Source organism: Ottowia sp. (assembly GCF_046348305.1).
Taxonomy (GTDB): domain Bacteria; phylum Pseudomonadota; class Gammaproteobacteria; order Burkholderiales; family Burkholderiaceae_C; genus Ottowia.
The window spans coordinates 251,587-268,028 of the sequence record NZ_JAXMEM010000007.1; the positions used below are offsets into that span (position 1 = coordinate 251,587).

The 16,442-nt window shown below is 66.6% G+C and carries 16 protein-coding genes and 1 riboswitch; of the genes, 9 read left to right on the plus strand and 7 right to left on the minus strand.

Features of this window, described 5'->3' with window-relative positions; all coding sequences use genetic code 11:
- Positions 1-58: 58 nt before the first annotated feature.
- Complete coding sequence (locus U1F38_RS10475) at positions 59-1,756, minus strand: CotH kinase family protein (RefSeq protein ID WP_409987004.1); 1,698 nt, start codon at positions 1,754-1,756, stop codon at positions 59-61.
- A gap of 312 nt (positions 1,757-2,068) precedes the next feature.
- On the opposite strand from U1F38_RS10475, the gene galE reads away from it, so the two are divergent.
- The 6 genes from galE (at position 2,069) to U1F38_RS10505 (ending at position 8,095) form a co-directional block, all read left to right on the plus strand.
- On the plus strand, positions 2,069-3,106 hold the full coding sequence (gene galE, locus U1F38_RS10480) for a UDP-glucose 4-epimerase GalE (protein ID WP_409987026.1): 1,038 nt from the start codon (positions 2,069-2,071) through the stop codon (positions 3,104-3,106).
- Between the two features lie 9 nt (positions 3,107-3,115).
- Positions 3,116-3,204, plus strand: a riboswitch (S-adenosyl-L-homocysteine riboswitch).
- Positions 3,205-3,275: 71 nt separating this feature from the next.
- Positions 3,276-4,712: an adenosylhomocysteinase gene (gene ahcY, locus U1F38_RS10485; RefSeq protein ID WP_409987005.1), complete on the plus strand. Its 1,437-nt coding sequence runs from the start codon at positions 3,276-3,278 to the stop codon at positions 4,710-4,712.
- A gap of 24 nt (positions 4,713-4,736) precedes the next feature.
- Positions 4,737-5,162 (plus strand): hypothetical protein, encoded by a 426-nt coding sequence (locus U1F38_RS10490; RefSeq protein ID WP_409987006.1) that lies wholly within the window; start codon positions 4,737-4,739, stop codon positions 5,160-5,162.
- Positions 5,163-5,420: 258 nt separating this feature from the next.
- The gene (locus U1F38_RS10495) at positions 5,421-6,230 is read left to right on the plus strand and encodes a TlyA family RNA methyltransferase (RefSeq protein ID WP_409987007.1); all 810 of its coding nucleotides are present in this window, start codon (positions 5,421-5,423) and stop codon (positions 6,228-6,230) included.
- A 194-nt stretch (positions 6,231-6,424) separates the two neighbouring features.
- Positions 6,425-7,261, plus strand: coding sequence for a methylenetetrahydrofolate reductase [NAD(P)H] (metF, locus tag U1F38_RS10500; RefSeq protein ID WP_409987008.1), 837 nt, complete (start codon positions 6,425-6,427; stop codon positions 7,259-7,261).
- A gap of 327 nt (positions 7,262-7,588) precedes the next feature.
- Positions 7,589-8,095 carry a septal ring lytic transglycosylase RlpA family protein gene (locus tag U1F38_RS10505; protein WP_409987009.1) on the plus strand — a complete coding sequence of 169 codons (507 nt, stop codon included), beginning with the start codon at positions 7,589-7,591 and terminating at the stop codon, positions 8,093-8,095.
- Positions 8,096-8,113: 18 nt separating this feature from the next.
- On the opposite strand, the gene paaE is transcribed toward U1F38_RS10505, so the two are convergent.
- From paaE to paaA, 5 genes are all read right to left on the minus strand, one after another.
- The gene (gene paaE / locus U1F38_RS10510) at positions 8,114-9,217 is read right to left on the minus strand and encodes a 1,2-phenylacetyl-CoA epoxidase subunit PaaE (RefSeq protein ID WP_409987010.1); all 1,104 of its coding nucleotides are present in this window, start codon (positions 9,215-9,217) and stop codon (positions 8,114-8,116) included.
- A gap of 2 nt (positions 9,218-9,219) precedes the next feature.
- On the minus strand, positions 9,220-9,816 hold the full coding sequence (gene paaD / locus U1F38_RS10515; RefSeq protein WP_409987011.1) for a 1,2-phenylacetyl-CoA epoxidase subunit PaaD: 597 nt from the start codon (positions 9,814-9,816) through the stop codon (positions 9,220-9,222).
- Between the two features lie 105 nt (positions 9,817-9,921).
- The gene (gene paaC / locus U1F38_RS10520; RefSeq protein WP_409987012.1) at positions 9,922-10,761 is read right to left on the minus strand and encodes a 1,2-phenylacetyl-CoA epoxidase subunit PaaC; all 840 of its coding nucleotides are present in this window, start codon (positions 10,759-10,761) and stop codon (positions 9,922-9,924) included.
- On the minus strand, positions 10,761-11,060 hold the full coding sequence (paaB, locus tag U1F38_RS10525) for a 1,2-phenylacetyl-CoA epoxidase subunit PaaB (RefSeq protein WP_409987013.1): 300 nt from the start codon (positions 11,058-11,060) through the stop codon (positions 10,761-10,763). The genes paaC and paaB overlap by 1 nt, the downstream gene beginning before the upstream one ends.
- Positions 11,057-12,082, minus strand: coding sequence for a 1,2-phenylacetyl-CoA epoxidase subunit PaaA (gene paaA / locus U1F38_RS10530; protein ID WP_409987014.1), 1,026 nt, complete (start codon positions 12,080-12,082; stop codon positions 11,057-11,059). The genes paaB and paaA overlap by 4 nt, the downstream gene beginning before the upstream one ends.
- 243 nt (positions 12,083-12,325) lie before the next feature.
- Between paaA and U1F38_RS10535 the strand changes: the two genes are divergently transcribed.
- The 3 genes from U1F38_RS10535 to paaX all read left to right on the plus strand — a co-directional run bounded on the left by U1F38_RS10535 (position 12,326) and on the right by paaX (position 15,790).
- Positions 12,326-13,354, plus strand: coding sequence for a hypothetical protein (locus U1F38_RS10535; RefSeq protein WP_409987015.1), 1,029 nt, complete (start codon positions 12,326-12,328; stop codon positions 13,352-13,354).
- A 175-nt stretch (positions 13,355-13,529) separates the two neighbouring features.
- The gene (locus tag U1F38_RS10540) at positions 13,530-14,576 is read left to right on the plus strand and encodes a 2Fe-2S iron-sulfur cluster-binding protein (RefSeq protein ID WP_409987016.1); all 1,047 of its coding nucleotides are present in this window, start codon (positions 13,530-13,532) and stop codon (positions 14,574-14,576) included.
- A gap of 227 nt (positions 14,577-14,803) precedes the next feature.
- Positions 14,804-15,790: a phenylacetic acid degradation operon negative regulatory protein PaaX gene (gene paaX, locus U1F38_RS10545; protein ID WP_409987017.1), complete on the plus strand. Its 987-nt coding sequence runs from the start codon at positions 14,804-14,806 to the stop codon at positions 15,788-15,790.
- On the opposite strand, the gene rlmJ is transcribed toward paaX, so the two are convergent.
- Positions 15,769-16,442: 23S rRNA (adenine(2030)-N(6))-methyltransferase RlmJ (gene rlmJ / locus U1F38_RS10550; protein ID WP_409987018.1), on the minus strand; the 674-nt coding region annotated here is incomplete at its 5' end. The genes paaX and rlmJ overlap by 22 nt on opposite strands.

Here is a 16,442-nt window from a genome sequence, read left to right on the forward strand (position 1 = left end):
ATTGTATCCGATGTATGAAACATTGCAGTTGAAGGCGATGGCTTGGCTACCCAAGCTCCTAGGGTGTGCATGGGGTTGCTCCCGGCATGGTCAGGCAGAGGGTGCCGAACAGGCGCTGGCCATCAAAGGTGGTGTCGTCAAACGACACTGTCGAATGGCCGTCCGGGTCGCTGGCGGTCACGCGCACCAGATAGGAGCCGGCCGGCAGCGCGCCCATATCAAGTGATGTGGCGCCGACCGCCGGAGTTGGCGTGGCCACCACCGTCGCCGGATCGAACGCCAGGGTTCCCACCTGAGCTCGCGCAAGTTCCACCCGATAGCCGATTGGCTTGCCTTGAGGGTGAAACGGCGCCGGCCAGCCCCAGCTCAGATGCAGGTGGCCCGCCACGTCGCTACTCGACAGCCAGAACGGCATTGGGCGCTCAAGGCTTTGCAGAAAGAAGCCATAGTTGTCACCGATCACCGTCTGCAAGCGCTGATATTCGGTCGCCCATTGATCCATCCGGGTGCCGGTCCCTTTGGCGTCGAGGTTGCTGAGATCGGGCTCGCGGCCGACGATGGGCTCGACGATCGGACGGTAGCTGTCGAGCAACTGTTTGACCGCAGCGTCGGTCAGATATTTGGTGCGGATCTCGTCCACTGCCGCCTTGAGCAGGGCCAAGTTGCCGGGCGCGGACAGAAAGCGCCGGTGCAGGGCGCTGTCCCACCAAGTGCTGATGCCGCGGTCCCACGGGGGATAGATTGCTGCTCCGGGTTGTTGTGGATATCCCAGCGCGCCGTCGTAATCCCAAGGCAGGAAGTAAAACTTCACGGTGCCCAAAGGTTGGTACAAGCAGAAGTTCTGGTCGGTGGTGTCCCAATTGCCCAGCAGAGTGGTGGTGGCCAGCCAGGCAAGATAGTTGTTGCGGTCGAAGTAGCGGTTGAAGGTGGACTGGAACGGCGTGTCCTCGTTGTTCAAGGCGTTCACGGCGTCGATGATGGCTTGGTGATTGCCGGAGTCCGACTCGATTTCCAGTGCCTGTTCAAAGTCGGGTCCGGCATTGCCATTGGCAAGCACCTGCAACCGCGGGTCCTCGTTGAAGTTGAATTCCGCCACCTTGTAGACGTTGGAGCCGGCGATCCAGCCCCGTCGCTGCAGGAAGTCTTTTTTCCCTAGGCTCTCCACGTGAGTGAACAAGCCCATGGATTGCAGGCCGGCGCCGGCGCCAGCGTCGTAGCGAATCTCGGTGAACTGGGTGCGCAGGCTCTCGTGGTAGGGCACCGAGCGCATAAGGTCGAAGGCCAGCTTGTTGCGCACGCGGGTCAGGTCGTAGGGGTGCTTGTTGAGGTTCAGGGTGTCTTCGCCCCACCAGGTCACGGCCTTGTCACTGAACTTGACCCGGTAGGACTTGAGCTTGGCAAAGCGCGTGCTGCTGCCGCGCAGGCGCATCTTGGCGGCGGCGCTCTTGATCTGGCCGTCGCTGGTGGAGGTGAGCACGTTGATCTCGGGCGTGCATTGGTCTTGCTTGTTCTCGTCCAGGTTGACGGTGTCGAGCGTGACCATGCCGCCCGGGTAGCTGGGCGGCGGACTGTCGAGCATGGCGCAGGTTGAGGTGTTGACCAGAAACCATCCGGGCGCCTTGGCCGGGGTCGGTTGGTAGCTCAGATCCAGGGTGAGCAGCGACGGGGTGGCGTAAGGGTAGAGATCGGCGGGATGTTGCAGATCATCGGGCCCGGCCGTGAAAGGCACTTGGGGGCCGACCGGCGGCGGCGTCACTGGCGAACTCCCGGGGGCCGGCTCATACCCCCCGCCGCCGCATCCCGCTAGCGCCAGACACAGACCAAGAGTGGAAGCGGGACGCCAACGGATTTGTCTGATGCGCATAAACACGGAAGGCTTCCTCTCTGATAACATTTTTTTCAGAGAGTATCATGAATGGAAGCGATCTGCAATACTGTTTACATGTAGATCGACTTGATGCGGCAACGCGGCAAGGCGGCGTATGCGCGCGCCGACCACAATTTCCGGCGCTCGGTGGATGGTGGTAGCGGCGCTCGACCGGGCGGTACCGCGGCGAAGGGGACGGCAGTGATTCTGGTGACGGGTGGCGCGGGCTATATCGGCTCGCATATGGGGGTGGCTCTGGCGCAGGTGGGTGAGCCGTATCTGGTGCTTGACAATTTCAGCAACAGCCGACGCGCGGTGCTGGAGCGCATAGGGCGCATCACCGGGCATGTGCCCGAGTGCGTGACGGGCGACGTGCGAGACGCAGCTTTGCTGAAAGAGCTGTTCGCGCGCCGGCGCATCAATGCCGTGATCCACTTCGCCGCGCTCAAGGCGGTTGGCGCGTCGGTGCGCGAGCCGCTGGCCTACTACGACAACAACGTCGCCGGCACGGTCACGCTGCTGCGGGCCATGCAGGCCGCAAACGTGCGCACGTTGGTGTTTTCTTCTTCTGCCACCGTGTATGGCGAGCCAGCAGCGCTTCCGATCCGGGAGGACTTCGCGCTCTCGGCCACCAACCCATACGGCTGGACCAAGCTTATGATGGAGCAGGTGCTGGCCGACCTGAACGCCAGCGAACCCGGCGTCTGGCGCATTGCCCGGCTGCGCTATTTCAATCCGGTCGGTGCGCACGAGAGCGGCCTGATCGGCGAGGATCCACAAGGCATTCCGAACAACCTGATGCCCTACGTTGCGCAAGTGGCGGCGGGTCTGCGCGAGCAGTTGAGCATCTTCGGCGACGACTACCCGACGCCCGACGGCACGGGCTTGCGCGATTACATCCACGTTTGCGATCTGGCTGATGGCCACATCGCCGCGTTGCATTACTTGCGTGAGCACCCTGGCTTGCTGACGGTGAATCTGGGAACCGGCCGGCCGGTGTCGGTGCTGGAGATGGTGCACGGATTTGAGCACGTCAGCGGCCGGGCGGTACCTTATCGCGTTGCACCGCGTCGTCAGGGCGACGTGGCGGCCTGCTGGGCCGACCCGAGCTTGGCGGAACGGCTGCTGGGCTGGCGTGCCCGGCGCAGCATAGAGGACATGTGCGCCGACGCATGGCGCTGGCAGAACGGGCCGATGCACCAAACTCGCCTGACGCGCGCCGCCGCGCCATTGCCTTAAAATCGCCGCTTCCGAGGAGCGTTGCAGCGCCCCCACCTGAAAGCAAGGTGCGCGGGGTGCGAGGCTCGGACATATCAAGGCAACGACGCTCACCCACGCTGGCAGTGCGGTGAGTGACTTTCCCTCCAAAGCGTGGTTTTGTTTAAGAGACCTTCGATTGGAGAAGACCATGAGCGCAGTTCTCAAACCCACCGCGGATGCGGCCATTGCCGATTTGTCCCTGGCCGCCTGGGGCCGCAAGGAGATTGCGATTGCCGAGACCGAGATGCCCGGCCTGATGGCGATCCGCGCCGAATACGCTCGGGCCCAACCCCTGAAGGGCGCGCGCATCGCCGGCAGCCTGCACATGACGATCCAGACCGCCGTGCTGATCGAGACGCTGCAGGCGCTGGGCGCCGAGGTGCGCTGGGCCTCGTGCAATATCTTCTCTACGCAAGACCACGCCGCTGCCGCCATTGCCGCCAGCGGCACGCCGGTGTTTGCCATCAAGGGCGAGTCGCTCACCGACTACTGGGACTACACGCATCGGATCTTCGAGTTCACGGGCAAGCACGAAGGCCCCAACATGATCCTGGACGATGGTGGTGACGCCACGCTGCTGATGCACCTGGGCGCGCGCGCCGAGAAGGACATCAAGGCGCTGGGCAAGGCCGGCAGCGAAGAAGAAAAAATCCTGCACGCCGCCATCAAGGCCAAGCTGAAGCAAGACCCCACCTGGTACAGCCGCCGCCTGAAAAACATTCTGGGCGTGACCGAAGAGACGACGACTGGCGTGCACCGCCTGCAGGAGATGTCGGCCAAGGGCACGCTGCAGATGCGCGCCATCAACGTCAACGACTCGGTGACGAAATCCAAGTTCGACAACCTGTACGGCTGCCGCGAGTCGCTGGTGGACGGCATCAAGCGTGCCACCGACGTGATGATCGCCGGCAAGGTGGCCTGCGTGGCTGGCTATGGCGACGTGGGCAAGGGCTCGGCCCAGGCGCTGCGCGCGCTGAGCGCCCAGGTGTGGGTGACCGAGATCGACCCCATCAACGCGCTGCAGGCCGCCATGGAGGGCTTCAAGGTCGTGACCATGGAATACGCCGCCGACAAGGCCGACATCTTCGTGACGACCACCGGCAACCGCGACGTGATCCGCTACGAGCACATGGCGGCCATGAAGGACCAGGCCATCGTCTGCAACATCGGCCACTTCGACAACGAGATCGACGTCGCGTCGCTGGAGAAAAACTGCACCTGGGAAGAGATCAAGCCGCAGGTGGACCACGTGATCTTCCCGCGCGAGGGCAAGAAGCCGGCCAAGCGCATCATCCTGCTGGCCAAGGGGCGTCTGGTCAACCTGGGCTGCGCCACCGGCCACCCCAGCTACGTGATGAGCAGCAGTTTTGCCAACCAGACGCTGGCGCAGATCGAGCTGTTCACCAAGCCCAAGGACTATCAGGCCGGCAAGGTCTACGTGCTGCCCAAGCACCTGGACGAGAAGGTCGCGCGCCTGCAACTGTCCAAGCTGGGCGTGCAGCTCACGCAGCTGACCAAGGCGCAGGCCGCCTACATCGGCGTGCCGGTGCAAGGGCCGTACAAGCCAGACAGCTACCGTTATTGAGCGCCGTCCTTCAGGGAGCTGAACATGGGGCGCTTGCTCGCCATCGGCTTGGTGCGCATCGTGCACGCGTGGGCGTGGGTGGTGCTCTGGCTGATCATTCTGGAGCGCGCCATCCTCGCGCATCGCATCGACGTGGTGCTGGCCGCCGTGATGGGCGTGGTGCTCATGCCCCTGATTTATCTGCCGCTGCTGGCGTGGCGTGCGCAGGAGGACGATGGGATGGGTGCCTGGAGCGTGCGCTGGGATGGGAGCGCCGTGGGTGCTTTTTTCGCCTGCACCTGCATGAGCGGTTTGATCTTGGCGCTGCTGAACTTTCTTGCGCACTGGGACAAGCGCGGGCCGGGCTCTGCGGCGGCCATGCTGACGGCCGTTCTGCTGCATGGGCTGGCCACGGCCAGCATCGCGCTCGCCGAGCGTTGGCTGGGGCTGCGCCATGACGCCGACGATTGAACCTGGAAACGGCAGTTGACCGCTTGTCATCTTCTTGGAAGCCGCGCCATGCTTGACTTCACGGGCTCCGATCCCGTTCACCTGTTGGGTGAGCGCGCTATGCACTTGCAAGCACCGCTCTCGACGCGCCATGCGGCGTTGCTCCGCCTTGCGGGCAGTAGCCCGCTGCGTTGTCGAGTCTTGCCTGGCACGCCGATAGCGGCACCGGCAAGCGCATCCAACTGCCGTTTCTAGGTTGAAGCGGTGAAGCCTGAGCCCATGCGTGCCGACCAATGGCTGCTCGACCGCGGCCTGGCTGCCAGCCGCAGCCAGGCCCAGCGCCTGCTGGCGGCGGGCGCGCGCTGGCGCGTGCCCGGCGGCGCGTGGCGCGCGCTGGTCAAAAGCGATGCGTTGCCGCCCGATGCGCAGGTGGAGCTGCTCGACGCCGCCGAGGCGCGCTACGTCTCGCGCGGCGGCCTCAAGCTCGAAGGTGCGCTGGCGGCGACGGGTCTTGACGTGACCGGCTGGCACTGCCTGGACGTCGGCCAGTCCACTGGCGGCTTCACCGACTGCCTGCTGCAGCACGGCGCGGCCGGCGTGCTGGGTGTCGATGTCGGCCACGGGCAGCTGCACCCGCGCCTGCGTGCGGACGTGCGCGTGCGGGTGTTGGAGGGCGTCAACGCGCGGCACCTCGACGCTTCTCAATTGATAGCTGACCGCGCTTGCCCAGCGGGCGCTGAAGGCCGATTTGATTCAAATTTTGACTTGATCGTCGGCGACCTGTCCTTCATCTCGCTCACCCTGGTGCTGCCCGGGCTGGCGCCGCTGCTGGCACCAAACGGACATTTGCTGCTGCTGGTCAAGCCGCAGTTCGAGCTGCAACCGGCCGACATCGGCAAGGGAGGCATCGTGCGCGACGCGGCGCTGTACACGCAAGTCGAGCAGCGCCTGCGCGCGGCCTGCGCCGAGCTGCATTTGACGGTGCGGCATTGGCTGCCCAGCCCGATTGCCGGCGGCGACGGCAACCGCGAATTCTTCATGCATGCGTGCTGTCCGAGCGATCGATCCCAACAACCCCAAAAACCTTAACAGCCGAACGCAGAGGGCGCAAAGGATTCGCAGAGGACGCAGAAGAATCAAAAAATTTCAATGAAAATCGCTAAAACCGCTTGCGTAATAAGCGTGATTAGCTATCTTTTTGAAAGTATTTCAAAGGTATTTTTTGCGCCCTCTGCGAATTCTTTGCGTCCTCTGCGTTCGGCTGTTTTCCCTGTCTTCAAACCATGACCCTGCCCATCAGTTTCGAATTCTTCCCGCCCAAGACGCCCGAGGGCGTGAGCAAGCTGCGCGGCGTGCGCGGGCAGCTGGCGGCGCTGCGGCCCGAGTTCTGCTCGGTCACCTACGGCGCGGGCGGCTCCACGCAGACCGGCACGTTTGCGGTGGTGCGCGAGATGCTGGCCGAGGGCCTGGAAGCGGCCTGCCATTTCTCGTGCATCGGCGCCACGCGCGACGGGGTGCGCGCGCAGCTGGCCGAGCTCAGGGCCATGGGCGTGACGCGCCTGGTGGCCCTGCGCGGCGATCTGCCCAGCGGCGGCTATGGCGCGGGCGGGCAGTTCCAGTACGCCAGCGACCTGATCGAATTCATTCGCGCCGAGACGGGCGCCCACTTTCACATCAGCGTCGCCTGCTACCCCGAGATGCACCCGCAGGCCAGGTCGCCCCAGGCCGACTTGCAGGCGCTGGCGGCCAAGGTGCGCGCCGGCGCCGACGTGGCGATCACGCAGATGTTCTTCAACGCCGACGCCTACTTTCACTTTGTGGACGAGGTGCGCGCGCTGGGCCTTCAGGTGCCCGTCGTGCCCGGCATCATGCCGATCACCAACAGCTCGGGCCTGCTGCGCTTTGCCGACAACTGCGGCGCCGAGGTGCCGCGCTGGATTCGCCTGCGCCTGCAAAGCCTGGGCGACGACGCGGCGGCCATCAAGTCCTTCGGTCACGAGGTGATGACCCGGTTGTGCCAGCGCCTGATCGACGGCGGCGCGCCGGCGCTGCACTTCTACACGCTCAACCAGGCCACCCCCACGCTGGGCTTGTGCCAAAGCCTGGGCATCGCGCGCTGATCATTTAAAACATTTGTATCTGAAAACATTGAAGTAATTGGATGTTTTGATCTAAAAACCGGGTTTTGATACATAAATGACTGGCCGGGGCGGGGTTCGGCCGATAGAATCCGCCGCATGTTACGGGACACCTCTCCCGGCGCCCGCCCCAGCGGCGTGCCGGTTTCGGGAAGTGCAAGCCGTCAGCCTTCAAGCATTTTGCGCCGCGTGTCGTGGGTCGGCGCTCTGCTGTTGGCATGCGGGCCGCTCGCGGCCCAGACGGTGTCGCCAAACGCTTCCACCCCATCGCTTGCGCAGCCCTGCAGCTCGGCCAAGGCCGTGCACGACATGCGCTGCCCCAATTACACCGGCTTCAAGACGCGGCTGGGCGGGCGCGTCCCGGCGGCCGACCTGCCGGGTCGCGCTGCATCGGACGAGTCCTTGAGCCTGGAAGGCAGCGGCCTGGGCCTCAAGCCCGGGCGCGAGCAGCGCGGCATCGCGTCCTGGTATGGCCCGGGCTTTCATGGCCGGCGCACCGCCAGCGGCGAGCGCTACGACATGCACGAGCTCACCGCCGCCCACAAGAGCCTGCCCTTTGGCACCCGGGTGCTGGTGCACAACCCGCGCAACGGGCGCCAGGTGGTGGTGCGCATCAACGACCGCGGTCCCTACGCGCATGGGCGGGTGATCGACCTGAGCAAGGCGGCCGCGCAGGCGGTGGGCGTGCACGGCACCGACGCCGTGGTGCTGCGCCCCCTCGGCCCGGGTGATGTCGATCGCGTGCAGACCGCCGCGCCCGGCGCCGGCACCCCGCGGGTCGGGGCTGGCGAGTTGACGGCCGACGCCGGCACCTGAGCGGCACGCGCGCCGCGTTCAGCGCTCGTCGTAGCTCACCGTCAGCCGGTCCGTGGTGGGCCGCGCCTGGCAGCTCAGCACGAAGCCCTGGGCCATTTCATCGGGCTCCAGGCTGAAGTTCTTGTCCATGCTGACTTGGCCCTCCAGCACCTTGGCGCGGCAGGTGCAGCACACGCCCTCGCGGCACGAGAAGGGCGCGTCCAGCCCCACGGCCAGGGCCACGTCCAGCACCTTCTGGTCGCGGCGCATGGCCAGCTGGTGGCTCTTGCCGTCCATCACCAGGGTCAGCTGCACCTGGCCCACGGGCGCCTCGGGGTCGGCGTGCTGGATGGCGGCCTGGCGCGCGGCCGGGCTCATGCCCTCCAGGCGCGGCGAGGTGAAGCGCTCGGTGCGGATGCGATCAAAGGGCACGCCCGCTTCGACCAGCGCGGCCTGGGTGGCCTCGATCATGGCCTCGGGCCCGCAGATGAAGACCTCGTCCATGCTGGCCGCCGGCAGCAGGGTATCGACCAGTTGCCGTACCTTGGCGGCGTCGATGCGGCCCTCCAGCAGCGGCACCTCCTGCGCCTGGCGCGACAGCACGTGGATCAGCGTCAGGCGGTCCTTGTACTTGTCCTTCAGGTCCTGCAAGGCCTCGTTGAACATCACGCTGCCCATGCGGCGGTTGCCGTAGACCAGGGTGAACTTGGCATGCTCGCTGTCTTCGAGCGTGCTGGCCACCAGGCTGAGGATGGGCGTGATGCCCGAGCCGGCGGCAAAGCCCACGCGGTGCAGCGCGCGCGGCTTTTTGATGGTGAAGCGCCCGTCGGGCGGCATCACGGCCAGGCGGTCGCCGGCTTTCAGCTGGCTGGCGGCCCAGTTGGAGAACAGGCCGCCCTCCATCGGGCGGATGCCCACCTGCAGCTCGCGCGCGCTTTGGTAGTGGCTGCGCGTCGAGCAGATCGAATAGTTGCGCCGCACGTCCTCGCCATTCAGCTCGGTGCGCAGGGTGAGGAACTGGCCGGGCTCGAAGGCGAAGGCGTCCGCCAGCTCGGGCGGCACGGCCAGGGTGAGGGCCACGGCGCCCGCCGCTTCGGGCGTGACGCGGGCAACGGTGAGGTCGTGAAAGCGCGGTGCAGCCATGGTCAGATGTTTTTGAAATGATCGAAGGGCTCCATGCAGTCCAGGCAGCGGTACAGCGCCTTGCATGCGGTGGAGCCGAAGTGCGAGATTTCGGTGGTGTGGGTCGAGCCGCATTGCGGGCAGGGCACGGCGGGTTTGGCGTCAATTTGGCCGCTGACACCCGGTACACAAGCGCCGGCAACTCTTGTTTTGGGAGCAAAATGAATGACCGCCAGGCCATCGGCGCGCGGCGCGTGCGGCGGCGCGATGCCGTAGGCGCGCAGCTTCTCGCGCGCTTCATCGCTCATCCAGTCCGTCGTCCAGGCGGGGGCCAGTTGCGTCACCACGCGGCCCTTCACACCTTCGCGCGCCAGCACGGCGAGGATGTCGGCGTGGATCTGCTCCATCGCCGGACAGCCGCTGTAGGTGGGGGTGATGACCACTTCCACCTCGCCATCGGCGCCTGGGCGCAGCGCGCGCAGGATGCCCATCTCGCGCAGGGTGACGACGGGGATCTCGGGGTCGGTCAAGGCGTCGAGCGCGTGCCACAGGGCCGCGAAGTCTGGCTCCCTCTCCCGCGCCGCGGGAGAGGGTTGGGGTGAGGGCAGGGCGGTTTGCATGGTGGCGCTGCGCCCCTCACCCCCACCTGCACCCCACGAAGCAGAGCTTCGCGGGGGCCCCGCGCCCTCTCCCCAGAGGGGCGAGGGAGTGAATACCGGGCCGGCTCACCACGTGGCCCCCGGGTGCGCGCGCGCCAGGCTTTGCATCTCACCCAGCAGATAGCTCAGGTGCTCGGAATGCACGCCCTGCTTGCCCTGCGGCACCCAGCCGTCGACCGCGGGTGGGCGCGCGAGCGTGGCCTCCTGCAGCGCGGCATCGACGGCGCGGTCCCAGTCGGCGCGCAGCGCGGGCACATCGACGCCGGCCTGCGCGGCCTGCGCATCCAGCGCGCTGGCGGCCCAGAACTCGGCCGTGAAGGGCAGCAGGTAATCCACCGCCGCCTGCACGCGCCGGTGCGACTCGTCGGTGCCGTCGCCCAGGCGCAGCAGCCAGTCGCGCGCGTGGCGCACGTGGTAGCGCACCTCCTTCAGGCTCTTGGCGGCGATGGCGGCCAGATCGGCATCGGGCGAAGCGGCCAGCCGCTCCCACACCATTTCCATCAGCACGGCGTAGAAAAAATTGCGCACGATGGACACGCCCCAGTCGCGCGTGCCGCCGGCGGCGGGCACCAGGCCCGGGTTGTGCGGCAGCTCCTGCAGGGTGTAGTTGCGAAAGTCGCGGTCGTCGCGGAAGTAGGCCAGGGTGTCTTCGGTCACGGGGCCGGCGGGCCACGCGCTGGGGCGCTGGGTGCGTCCTTCGGCGTTCAGGCGCGTGGCGGCCAATTGATAGAGCAGGCGCGCCTGGCCGATCAGATCGAGCGCCTGGTTGGCCATGGCCAGGTCTTCTTCCAGGATGGGGGCGTGGCCGCACCATTCGGCGTTGCGCTGGCCCAGCACCAGGGCGTTGTCGGCCAGGTGCAGCAGGTAGTCGGTTGATGCCGCCACGGGTTTGACGCGCGCGTCCATCACATGTGCCCCACTTCGTCGGGGATGTCGTAGAACGTTGGATGGCGGTAAATCTTGTCGCTGGCGGGGTCGAACATCAACGCCTTGTCCTCGGGGTCGCTGGCGGCGATCAGGTGCGAGGGCACGACCCAGATGCTCACGCCTTCCTGGCGGCGGGTGTACACGTCGCGCGCCATCTGCAGCGCGTGTTCGCTGTCGCTGGCGTGCAGGCTGCCGCAGTGCTTGTGCTCCAGGCCCTGCTTGGATCGAACGAAGACTTCCCAAAGCGGCCAGTCCTTCAATGCGGGTTGGGTGCTCATGCGGCTTCCTTCAGTTGGCGTTGTGCTTGCTTGGTGGCGTGCGCGGCGGCGGCGTCGCGCACCCAGGCGCCGTCCTCGTGCGCCTTCACGCGGGAGGCCAAGCGCTCCTTGTTCATCGGGCCGTGGCCGTTCACCACCTGCCAGAACTCGTCCCAGTCGATGGCGCCGTAGTCGTAGTGGCCGCGCGCCTCGTTCCATTTCAAGTCGGGGTCGGGCAGGGTGACGCCCAGCACCTTGGCCTGCGGCACGGTGGCATCGACAAATTTTTGCCGCAAATCGTCGTTGGAAAAGCGCTTGATGCCCCAGCGCATGCCCTGCTGGCTGTTGGGGCTGTCGGCGTCGGGCGGGCCGAACATGGCCAGGCACTTCCACCAGTAGCGGTTGACGGCGTCCTGCACCATCTCGCGCTGCGCGGCCGTGCCCTGCATTTGCACCAGCAGCGACTCGTAGCCCTGGCGCTGGTGAAACGATTCTTCCTTGCACACGCGCACCATGGCCCGCGCATACGGCCCGTAGCTGCAGCGGCACAGCGGGATCTGGTTCATGATGGCCGCGCCATCCACCAGCCAGCCGATCACGCCCACGTCGGCCCAGCTGAGCGTGGGGTAGTTGAAGATGCTGCTGTACTTGGCGCGGCCCGTGTGCAGGCCGTCCAGCATCTCGGCGCGGCTGGTGCCCAGCGTTTCGGCGGCGCTGTACAGGTACAGGCCGTGGCCGCCTTCGTCCTGCACCTTGGCCAGCAGGATGGCCTTGCGCTTCAGGCTGGGGGCGCGGCTGATCCAGTTGCCCTCGGGCAGCATGCCCACGATCTCGCTGTGCGCGTGCTGGCTGATCTGGCGCACCAGGGTCTTGCGGTAGGCGGCGGGCATCCAGTCGCGCGGCTCGATGCGGGCGTCCTGGTCGATGCGGGCGTCAAAGCGCGCCTGGTGCTCGGCCTCGTCTGCGCTCAGCGCGCGGGCCGGGGCCTTGGCTGCGCCCTTGGCATCGCTGTCGTCGGGGACGGAAAAAGACTGGGTGTACATGGCGCGGTCTCCATAAGGCGCGTGCGGTCGCGTTGCTCGTCAAGTGTAGATGAATTGACCGACCAGTCGGTCGAGAAATGCCGCCGACGGGCTGGCGACCAACACGGCAGGTGCGTACGGGCAATTACACCACAAAAAATATGTTTTACGTTGAAAATTTGTAATATGACGAATACAGTCACATTTCAGCATTGCAACGTCATGCAATGGCCTGAACCCCAACCGCACCCAGGAGACTCTTTCATGTCCAGCCACAAGGAACGCTTTGCCGACAAGATGGAGCTGCCGCCGGCAACGCCGCAGCCCAACATCTACCCGCTGTCCTGGAACAGCAAGACCAAGAAATTGCAAGAGGTGTGGGAAGCCTCGCTGCGCGAAGCCTGGGAGCCCGAGAAACTGCCCTGGGACACGCTGGACGTGGACAGCTATTCGTGGGAAGAGCGCGAATCCATCGCCTACTGGTGGACGCTGCTGTCGGTGTTCGACGCCTCGGCGCCGCCGGTGTTTGCCGAGGCGCTGATCAAGACCTACGAGGTGCACGAGGAAGACCCGGTGCGCAAGTGCTTCTTCTCGGTCACGCGCGACGAGCAGAACCACGAGATCATGTGCGGCCAGGCCATCACGCGCATGCTGGGCCACCCCGACCCGCTGACCTATGAGCCCAAGACCGAGCTGGGCCGGCGCCTGCAAAAGAACGCGAAGTGGCTGTACTTCAACGGCGGGCGCTACTGGACGGGCTACAAGCAGGCCGTGCCCAAGTACGACCTGGCGGTGCTGTTCAGCTCCTTCCTGATGGGCGAGATCGCGGCGGCCACCATCTTCAAGCAGATGTACGAGAGCGCGCGCGAGCCGGTGTTCAAGGAAGCGTTCAAGAACATCGGCCGCGACGAGGGCCGCCACATGGCGATCTGCATGGCCGTGATGGAGCGCGACTACCCCGGCCTCAAGGATGAGCACAAGGCCATCGTCACCAAGCAGATCCGCGCCGGCTACCTGTTCCTGTCGGCCGTGCTGTTCGAGCCGCCGATGGAGTTCTGGGACCTGCCCCAGGACTTCATCGACAACCAGCGCGAGGCCGAAGAGGTGGCGCGCGGCGCGGGCTTCGGCATCCCGACCTACGAGATGAAAAAGGAAAACTGGCGCAACGCCATCATCAACCTGAAGGGCGTGCTCGACCGCTACAACATTCCCTTCCCGGCGATCCCCGAGGTCGGCATCACGGGCCAGGAGGTGTCCGACGCCGACATGGACGACATCATCCCGGTGTTTTAGGCCCACCCCCAGGCTTCGCGGACTGCGTTCCGCTTCGCCTCCCCCCTGCGAGGGGGCCACGCAGCGGACGGGGAGACCCCGTCCGCGCGTGCGCTGGCGTGGCCTGCTCCGCGGCCATTGGCCACCCATCCGTCCGAGTCATTGACCGTGACGACCCGTCATCTCAGGAGTTTGAATGTCTCGTGTCACCATCCAACCCTCGGGCAAAACCGTCGAGGTCGCTTCGGGCGACACCGTGCTGATGGCGCTGGAGAAATCCGGCTACGCCCTGCCCAACAACTGCCGCGCCGGCGCCTGCGGCGAATGCAAGGTCAAGGTGCTTTCAGGCGAATACGACCAGGGCATGGTGCTGGACATGGCGCTGTCGCAAGAGGAGCGCCGCGACGGCTTTGGCCTGATGTGCATGGCCAAGCCCACCACCGAGGAGCTGGTGATCGAGTGGGGCACGGCCGACGCGCGGCCCAAGCTGTTCCCGCCGCGCGAGAACGCGCTGTTCGTCGTCACCGACAAACGCCCGGTGGCCGCGCGCGCCATCGAGCTGCACCTGCGCCCGGTGGGTCAGCCCATCCGCTACTGGCCCGGCCAGTACGTGACGGTGGGCGACCCGCGCGCCGGCGTGCCGGCACGGGCGTATTCCATCAGCAACGCGCCGCGCCCCGATGGCGAGCTGGTGCTGCAGGTGGCACGCGCCGACGGCGGCGTCACCAGCGCGTGGGTTCACGACCAGCTGCAAGTGGGCGAGAGCATCAAGATCAGCGGCCCCTACGGCACCTTCATCGGCGACCCGGCGGTGGACACGCCCGTGCTGTGCCTGGCCGCCGGCACGGGCCTGGCGCCCATCCTGGCGCTGACCGAGGCCGCCCTGCGCCGCGGCTTTCGCAAGCCGGTCATGCTGCTGCTGTCGGCGCGCACGCGCGAAGACGCCTACGCCCAGGGCCTGCTGGCCTGGTGGCGCACCAAGCACCGCAACTTCGATTACAAGATCACGCTCACGCGCGAGCAGGCTGACGGCTTCTTGCACAGCCGCGTCGATGCCGTGCTGCCCACCTTGCTGCCCAACCTGGGCAAGCACACGGTGTTCGCCGCCGGCAGCCCCGAGTTCACCGCCGCCTGCGTGCAGACGGCCAAGGCCCTGGGCGCCGGCGCCGACATGATCTACACCGAAGGATTCTTTGCGCAGCAGCAACCCACCGTGGCCGACCGCGAGCACCTGCTGCCTTGAGTGGATGCGTGAAACAGCCGGACGCAGAGGACGCAAAGATCACGCAAAGGACGCAAAAGAAATCAAAATCCGAATGAATTGCGTTGCTGGTCCTCATGCGGAAGGCGCGATATGCTATCGTTTTAAAAGCAATTTGAATTTGTCTTTTTTGCGTCCTTTGCGATTTTTTTGCGTCCTCTGCGTCCGGCTGTTTTCAGCTTGCAACCTTCACAACCAAACCTCGACCCATGAAGCGCAGCCCCTCGGCCAGCACCCTGGCACGCGCGCGCATCGACGCGCACCGCCAGCAAAGCCGCGTGCATGCCGGCGCGCTCATCATCTCGGTGTTTGGTGACGCGGTGGCGCCGCGCGGCGGGCGGCTGTGGGTGGGCAGCCTGATCCGTTTGCTGCAGCCGCTGGGCATCGACGAGCGCCTGGTGCGCACGGCGGTATCGCGCCTGGCCAAGCAGGCCTGGCTGCGCATCGAGCCGCACGGCCGGCGCGCCGACTACCTGCTGACCGAAGCGGGCCAGCGCCGTTTCGAGGAAGCATCGCGCACCATCTACGCCGCCCGGCCGCGCGCCTGGGACGGCCGCTGGCGCCTGCTGCTGCTGGTGCGCGAGCTGGACGCCAAGGCGCGCGAGCCGCTGCGCCGGGCGCTGGCCTGGCAAGGCTTTGGCCAGTTGGGCGCGGACTGCTTCGTCCACCCCGGCGCCGATCTGGACGAGGCGCTGCAGGCCCTGGCCACCGAGGGTCTGGCCGAAGCGCCGGCGCAACTGCTGCCCCTGCTGGCCGTCGATGCGCGCCACGGCCTGGGCCGCAGCGACGCCGATCTGGTGCGCCGGGCCTGGAACCTGGATGAGCTGGCCCAGGCCTATGCCCAATTCGACGCCGGCTACGGCCCCATCGCGCGGGCACTGCAGGCCGACGGCGCGGCCGAGCCCATCGCGCCCGAGGACGCCTTCCTGCTGCGCACCCTGCTGATCCACGACTGGCGGCGCCTGCTGCTGCGCGACCCGGAGCTGCCCGATGTGCTGTTGCCGGCGCTCTGGCCCGGCCGCGCGGCGCGCGAGCTCACGCGCGATCTGTACCGGCGCCTGCTGGAGCCATCCGAACGGCATCTGGACGCGCTCTTGCAGCTTGCCGACGGGCAGGCGCTGCCGGCGCCTCATGCCGCCAGCGGGCAGCGCTTTGGCGGACCGAGCGTCGCCGCTCAGCCCGCGTCCACCGTGTAGCCCTGCCCGCGGCCGCGGCCGAGCAGCCGCACGACGGCCGGCAGGGCGCCGCGCAGCGTGGCCGCCAGCGTGTGCGGCGGGTTGATGACGAACATGCCGCTGGCGCTCAGGCCGGGCGCGCCGTCCGGCGGCACGCCGATGTTCAGCGTGGCGTGCATCCAGTCCCGCCCGGCCTGCTGCGCCAGCGTCTTCAGGCGGCGCGGCAGCGCATGTGCCTCGGGCCGGGCAATGATGGGGTACCAGACCAGGTAGGCCCCGGTCACGAAGCGCTTGAGGCCATCCTGCACGGCGGCGGCCACTTTGGCGTAGTCACTCTTGATTTCGTAGCTGGGGTCGATCAGTACCAGCGCCCGGCGCGAGCCGCCGGCGCCCGCCGGTGGGGGCAGCAAAGCCTTCAGGCCGGCAAAGCCGTCCTCGCGCGCCATGCTGACCTGTCGCCCCGCCTCGAGCTGCGCCACGTGCGCCTGCAGCGCCAGCCAGTCGCTGGGATGCAGCTCGAACAGACGCAGCCGGTCGTGCACGGCGGCGCGTTCGGGCTCGGTCATCAGCGCATGCATGATGAAAGGCGAGCCGGGGTAGACCTTCCAGGCAGCGCCCGGGGCCACGCCGCGGTTGAAGCTGGCGATCAGGCGCAGGTAGTCCAGCAGGACGG

Bases quoted from the DNA above. Each gene is read 5' to 3' on its own strand.
- metF (WP_409987008.1), top strand. From the start codon at position 6,425: ATGACCCTGCCCATCAGTTTCGAATTCTTCCCGCCCAAGACGCCCGAG.
- ahcY (WP_409987005.1), top strand. From the start codon at position 3,276: ATGAGCGCAGTTCTCAAACCCACCGCGGATGCGGCCATTGCCGATTTG.
- paaC (WP_409987012.1), bottom strand. From the start codon at position 10,761: ATGGACGCGCGCGTCAAACCCGTGGCGGCATCAACCGACTACCTGCTG.
- U1F38_RS10540 (WP_409987016.1), top strand. From the start codon at position 13,530: ATGTCTCGTGTCACCATCCAACCCTCGGGCAAAACCGTCGAGGTCGCT.
- U1F38_RS10490 (WP_409987006.1), top strand. From the start codon at position 4,737: ATGGGGCGCTTGCTCGCCATCGGCTTGGTGCGCATCGTGCACGCGTGG.
- paaB (WP_409987013.1), bottom strand. From the start codon at position 11,060: ATGAGCACCCAACCCGCATTGAAGGACTGGCCGCTTTGGGAAGTCTTC.
- paaE (WP_409987010.1), bottom strand. From the start codon at position 9,217: ATGGCTGCACCGCGCTTTCACGACCTCACCGTTGCCCGCGTCACGCCC.
- U1F38_RS10495 (WP_409987007.1), top strand. From the start codon at position 5,421: ATGCGTGCCGACCAATGGCTGCTCGACCGCGGCCTGGCTGCCAGCCGC.
- U1F38_RS10505 (WP_409987009.1), top strand. From the start codon at position 7,589: ATGCGCTGCCCCAATTACACCGGCTTCAAGACGCGGCTGGGCGGGCGC.
- paaA (WP_409987014.1), bottom strand. From the start codon at position 12,082: ATGTACACCCAGTCTTTTTCCGTCCCCGACGACAGCGATGCCAAGGGC.
- U1F38_RS10535 (WP_409987015.1), top strand. From the start codon at position 12,326: ATGTCCAGCCACAAGGAACGCTTTGCCGACAAGATGGAGCTGCCGCCG.
- paaX (WP_409987017.1), top strand. From the start codon at position 14,804: ATGAAGCGCAGCCCCTCGGCCAGCACCCTGGCACGCGCGCGCATCGAC.
- paaD (WP_409987011.1), bottom strand. From the start codon at position 9,816: ATGCAAACCGCCCTGCCCTCACCCCAACCCTCTCCCGCGGCGCGGGAG.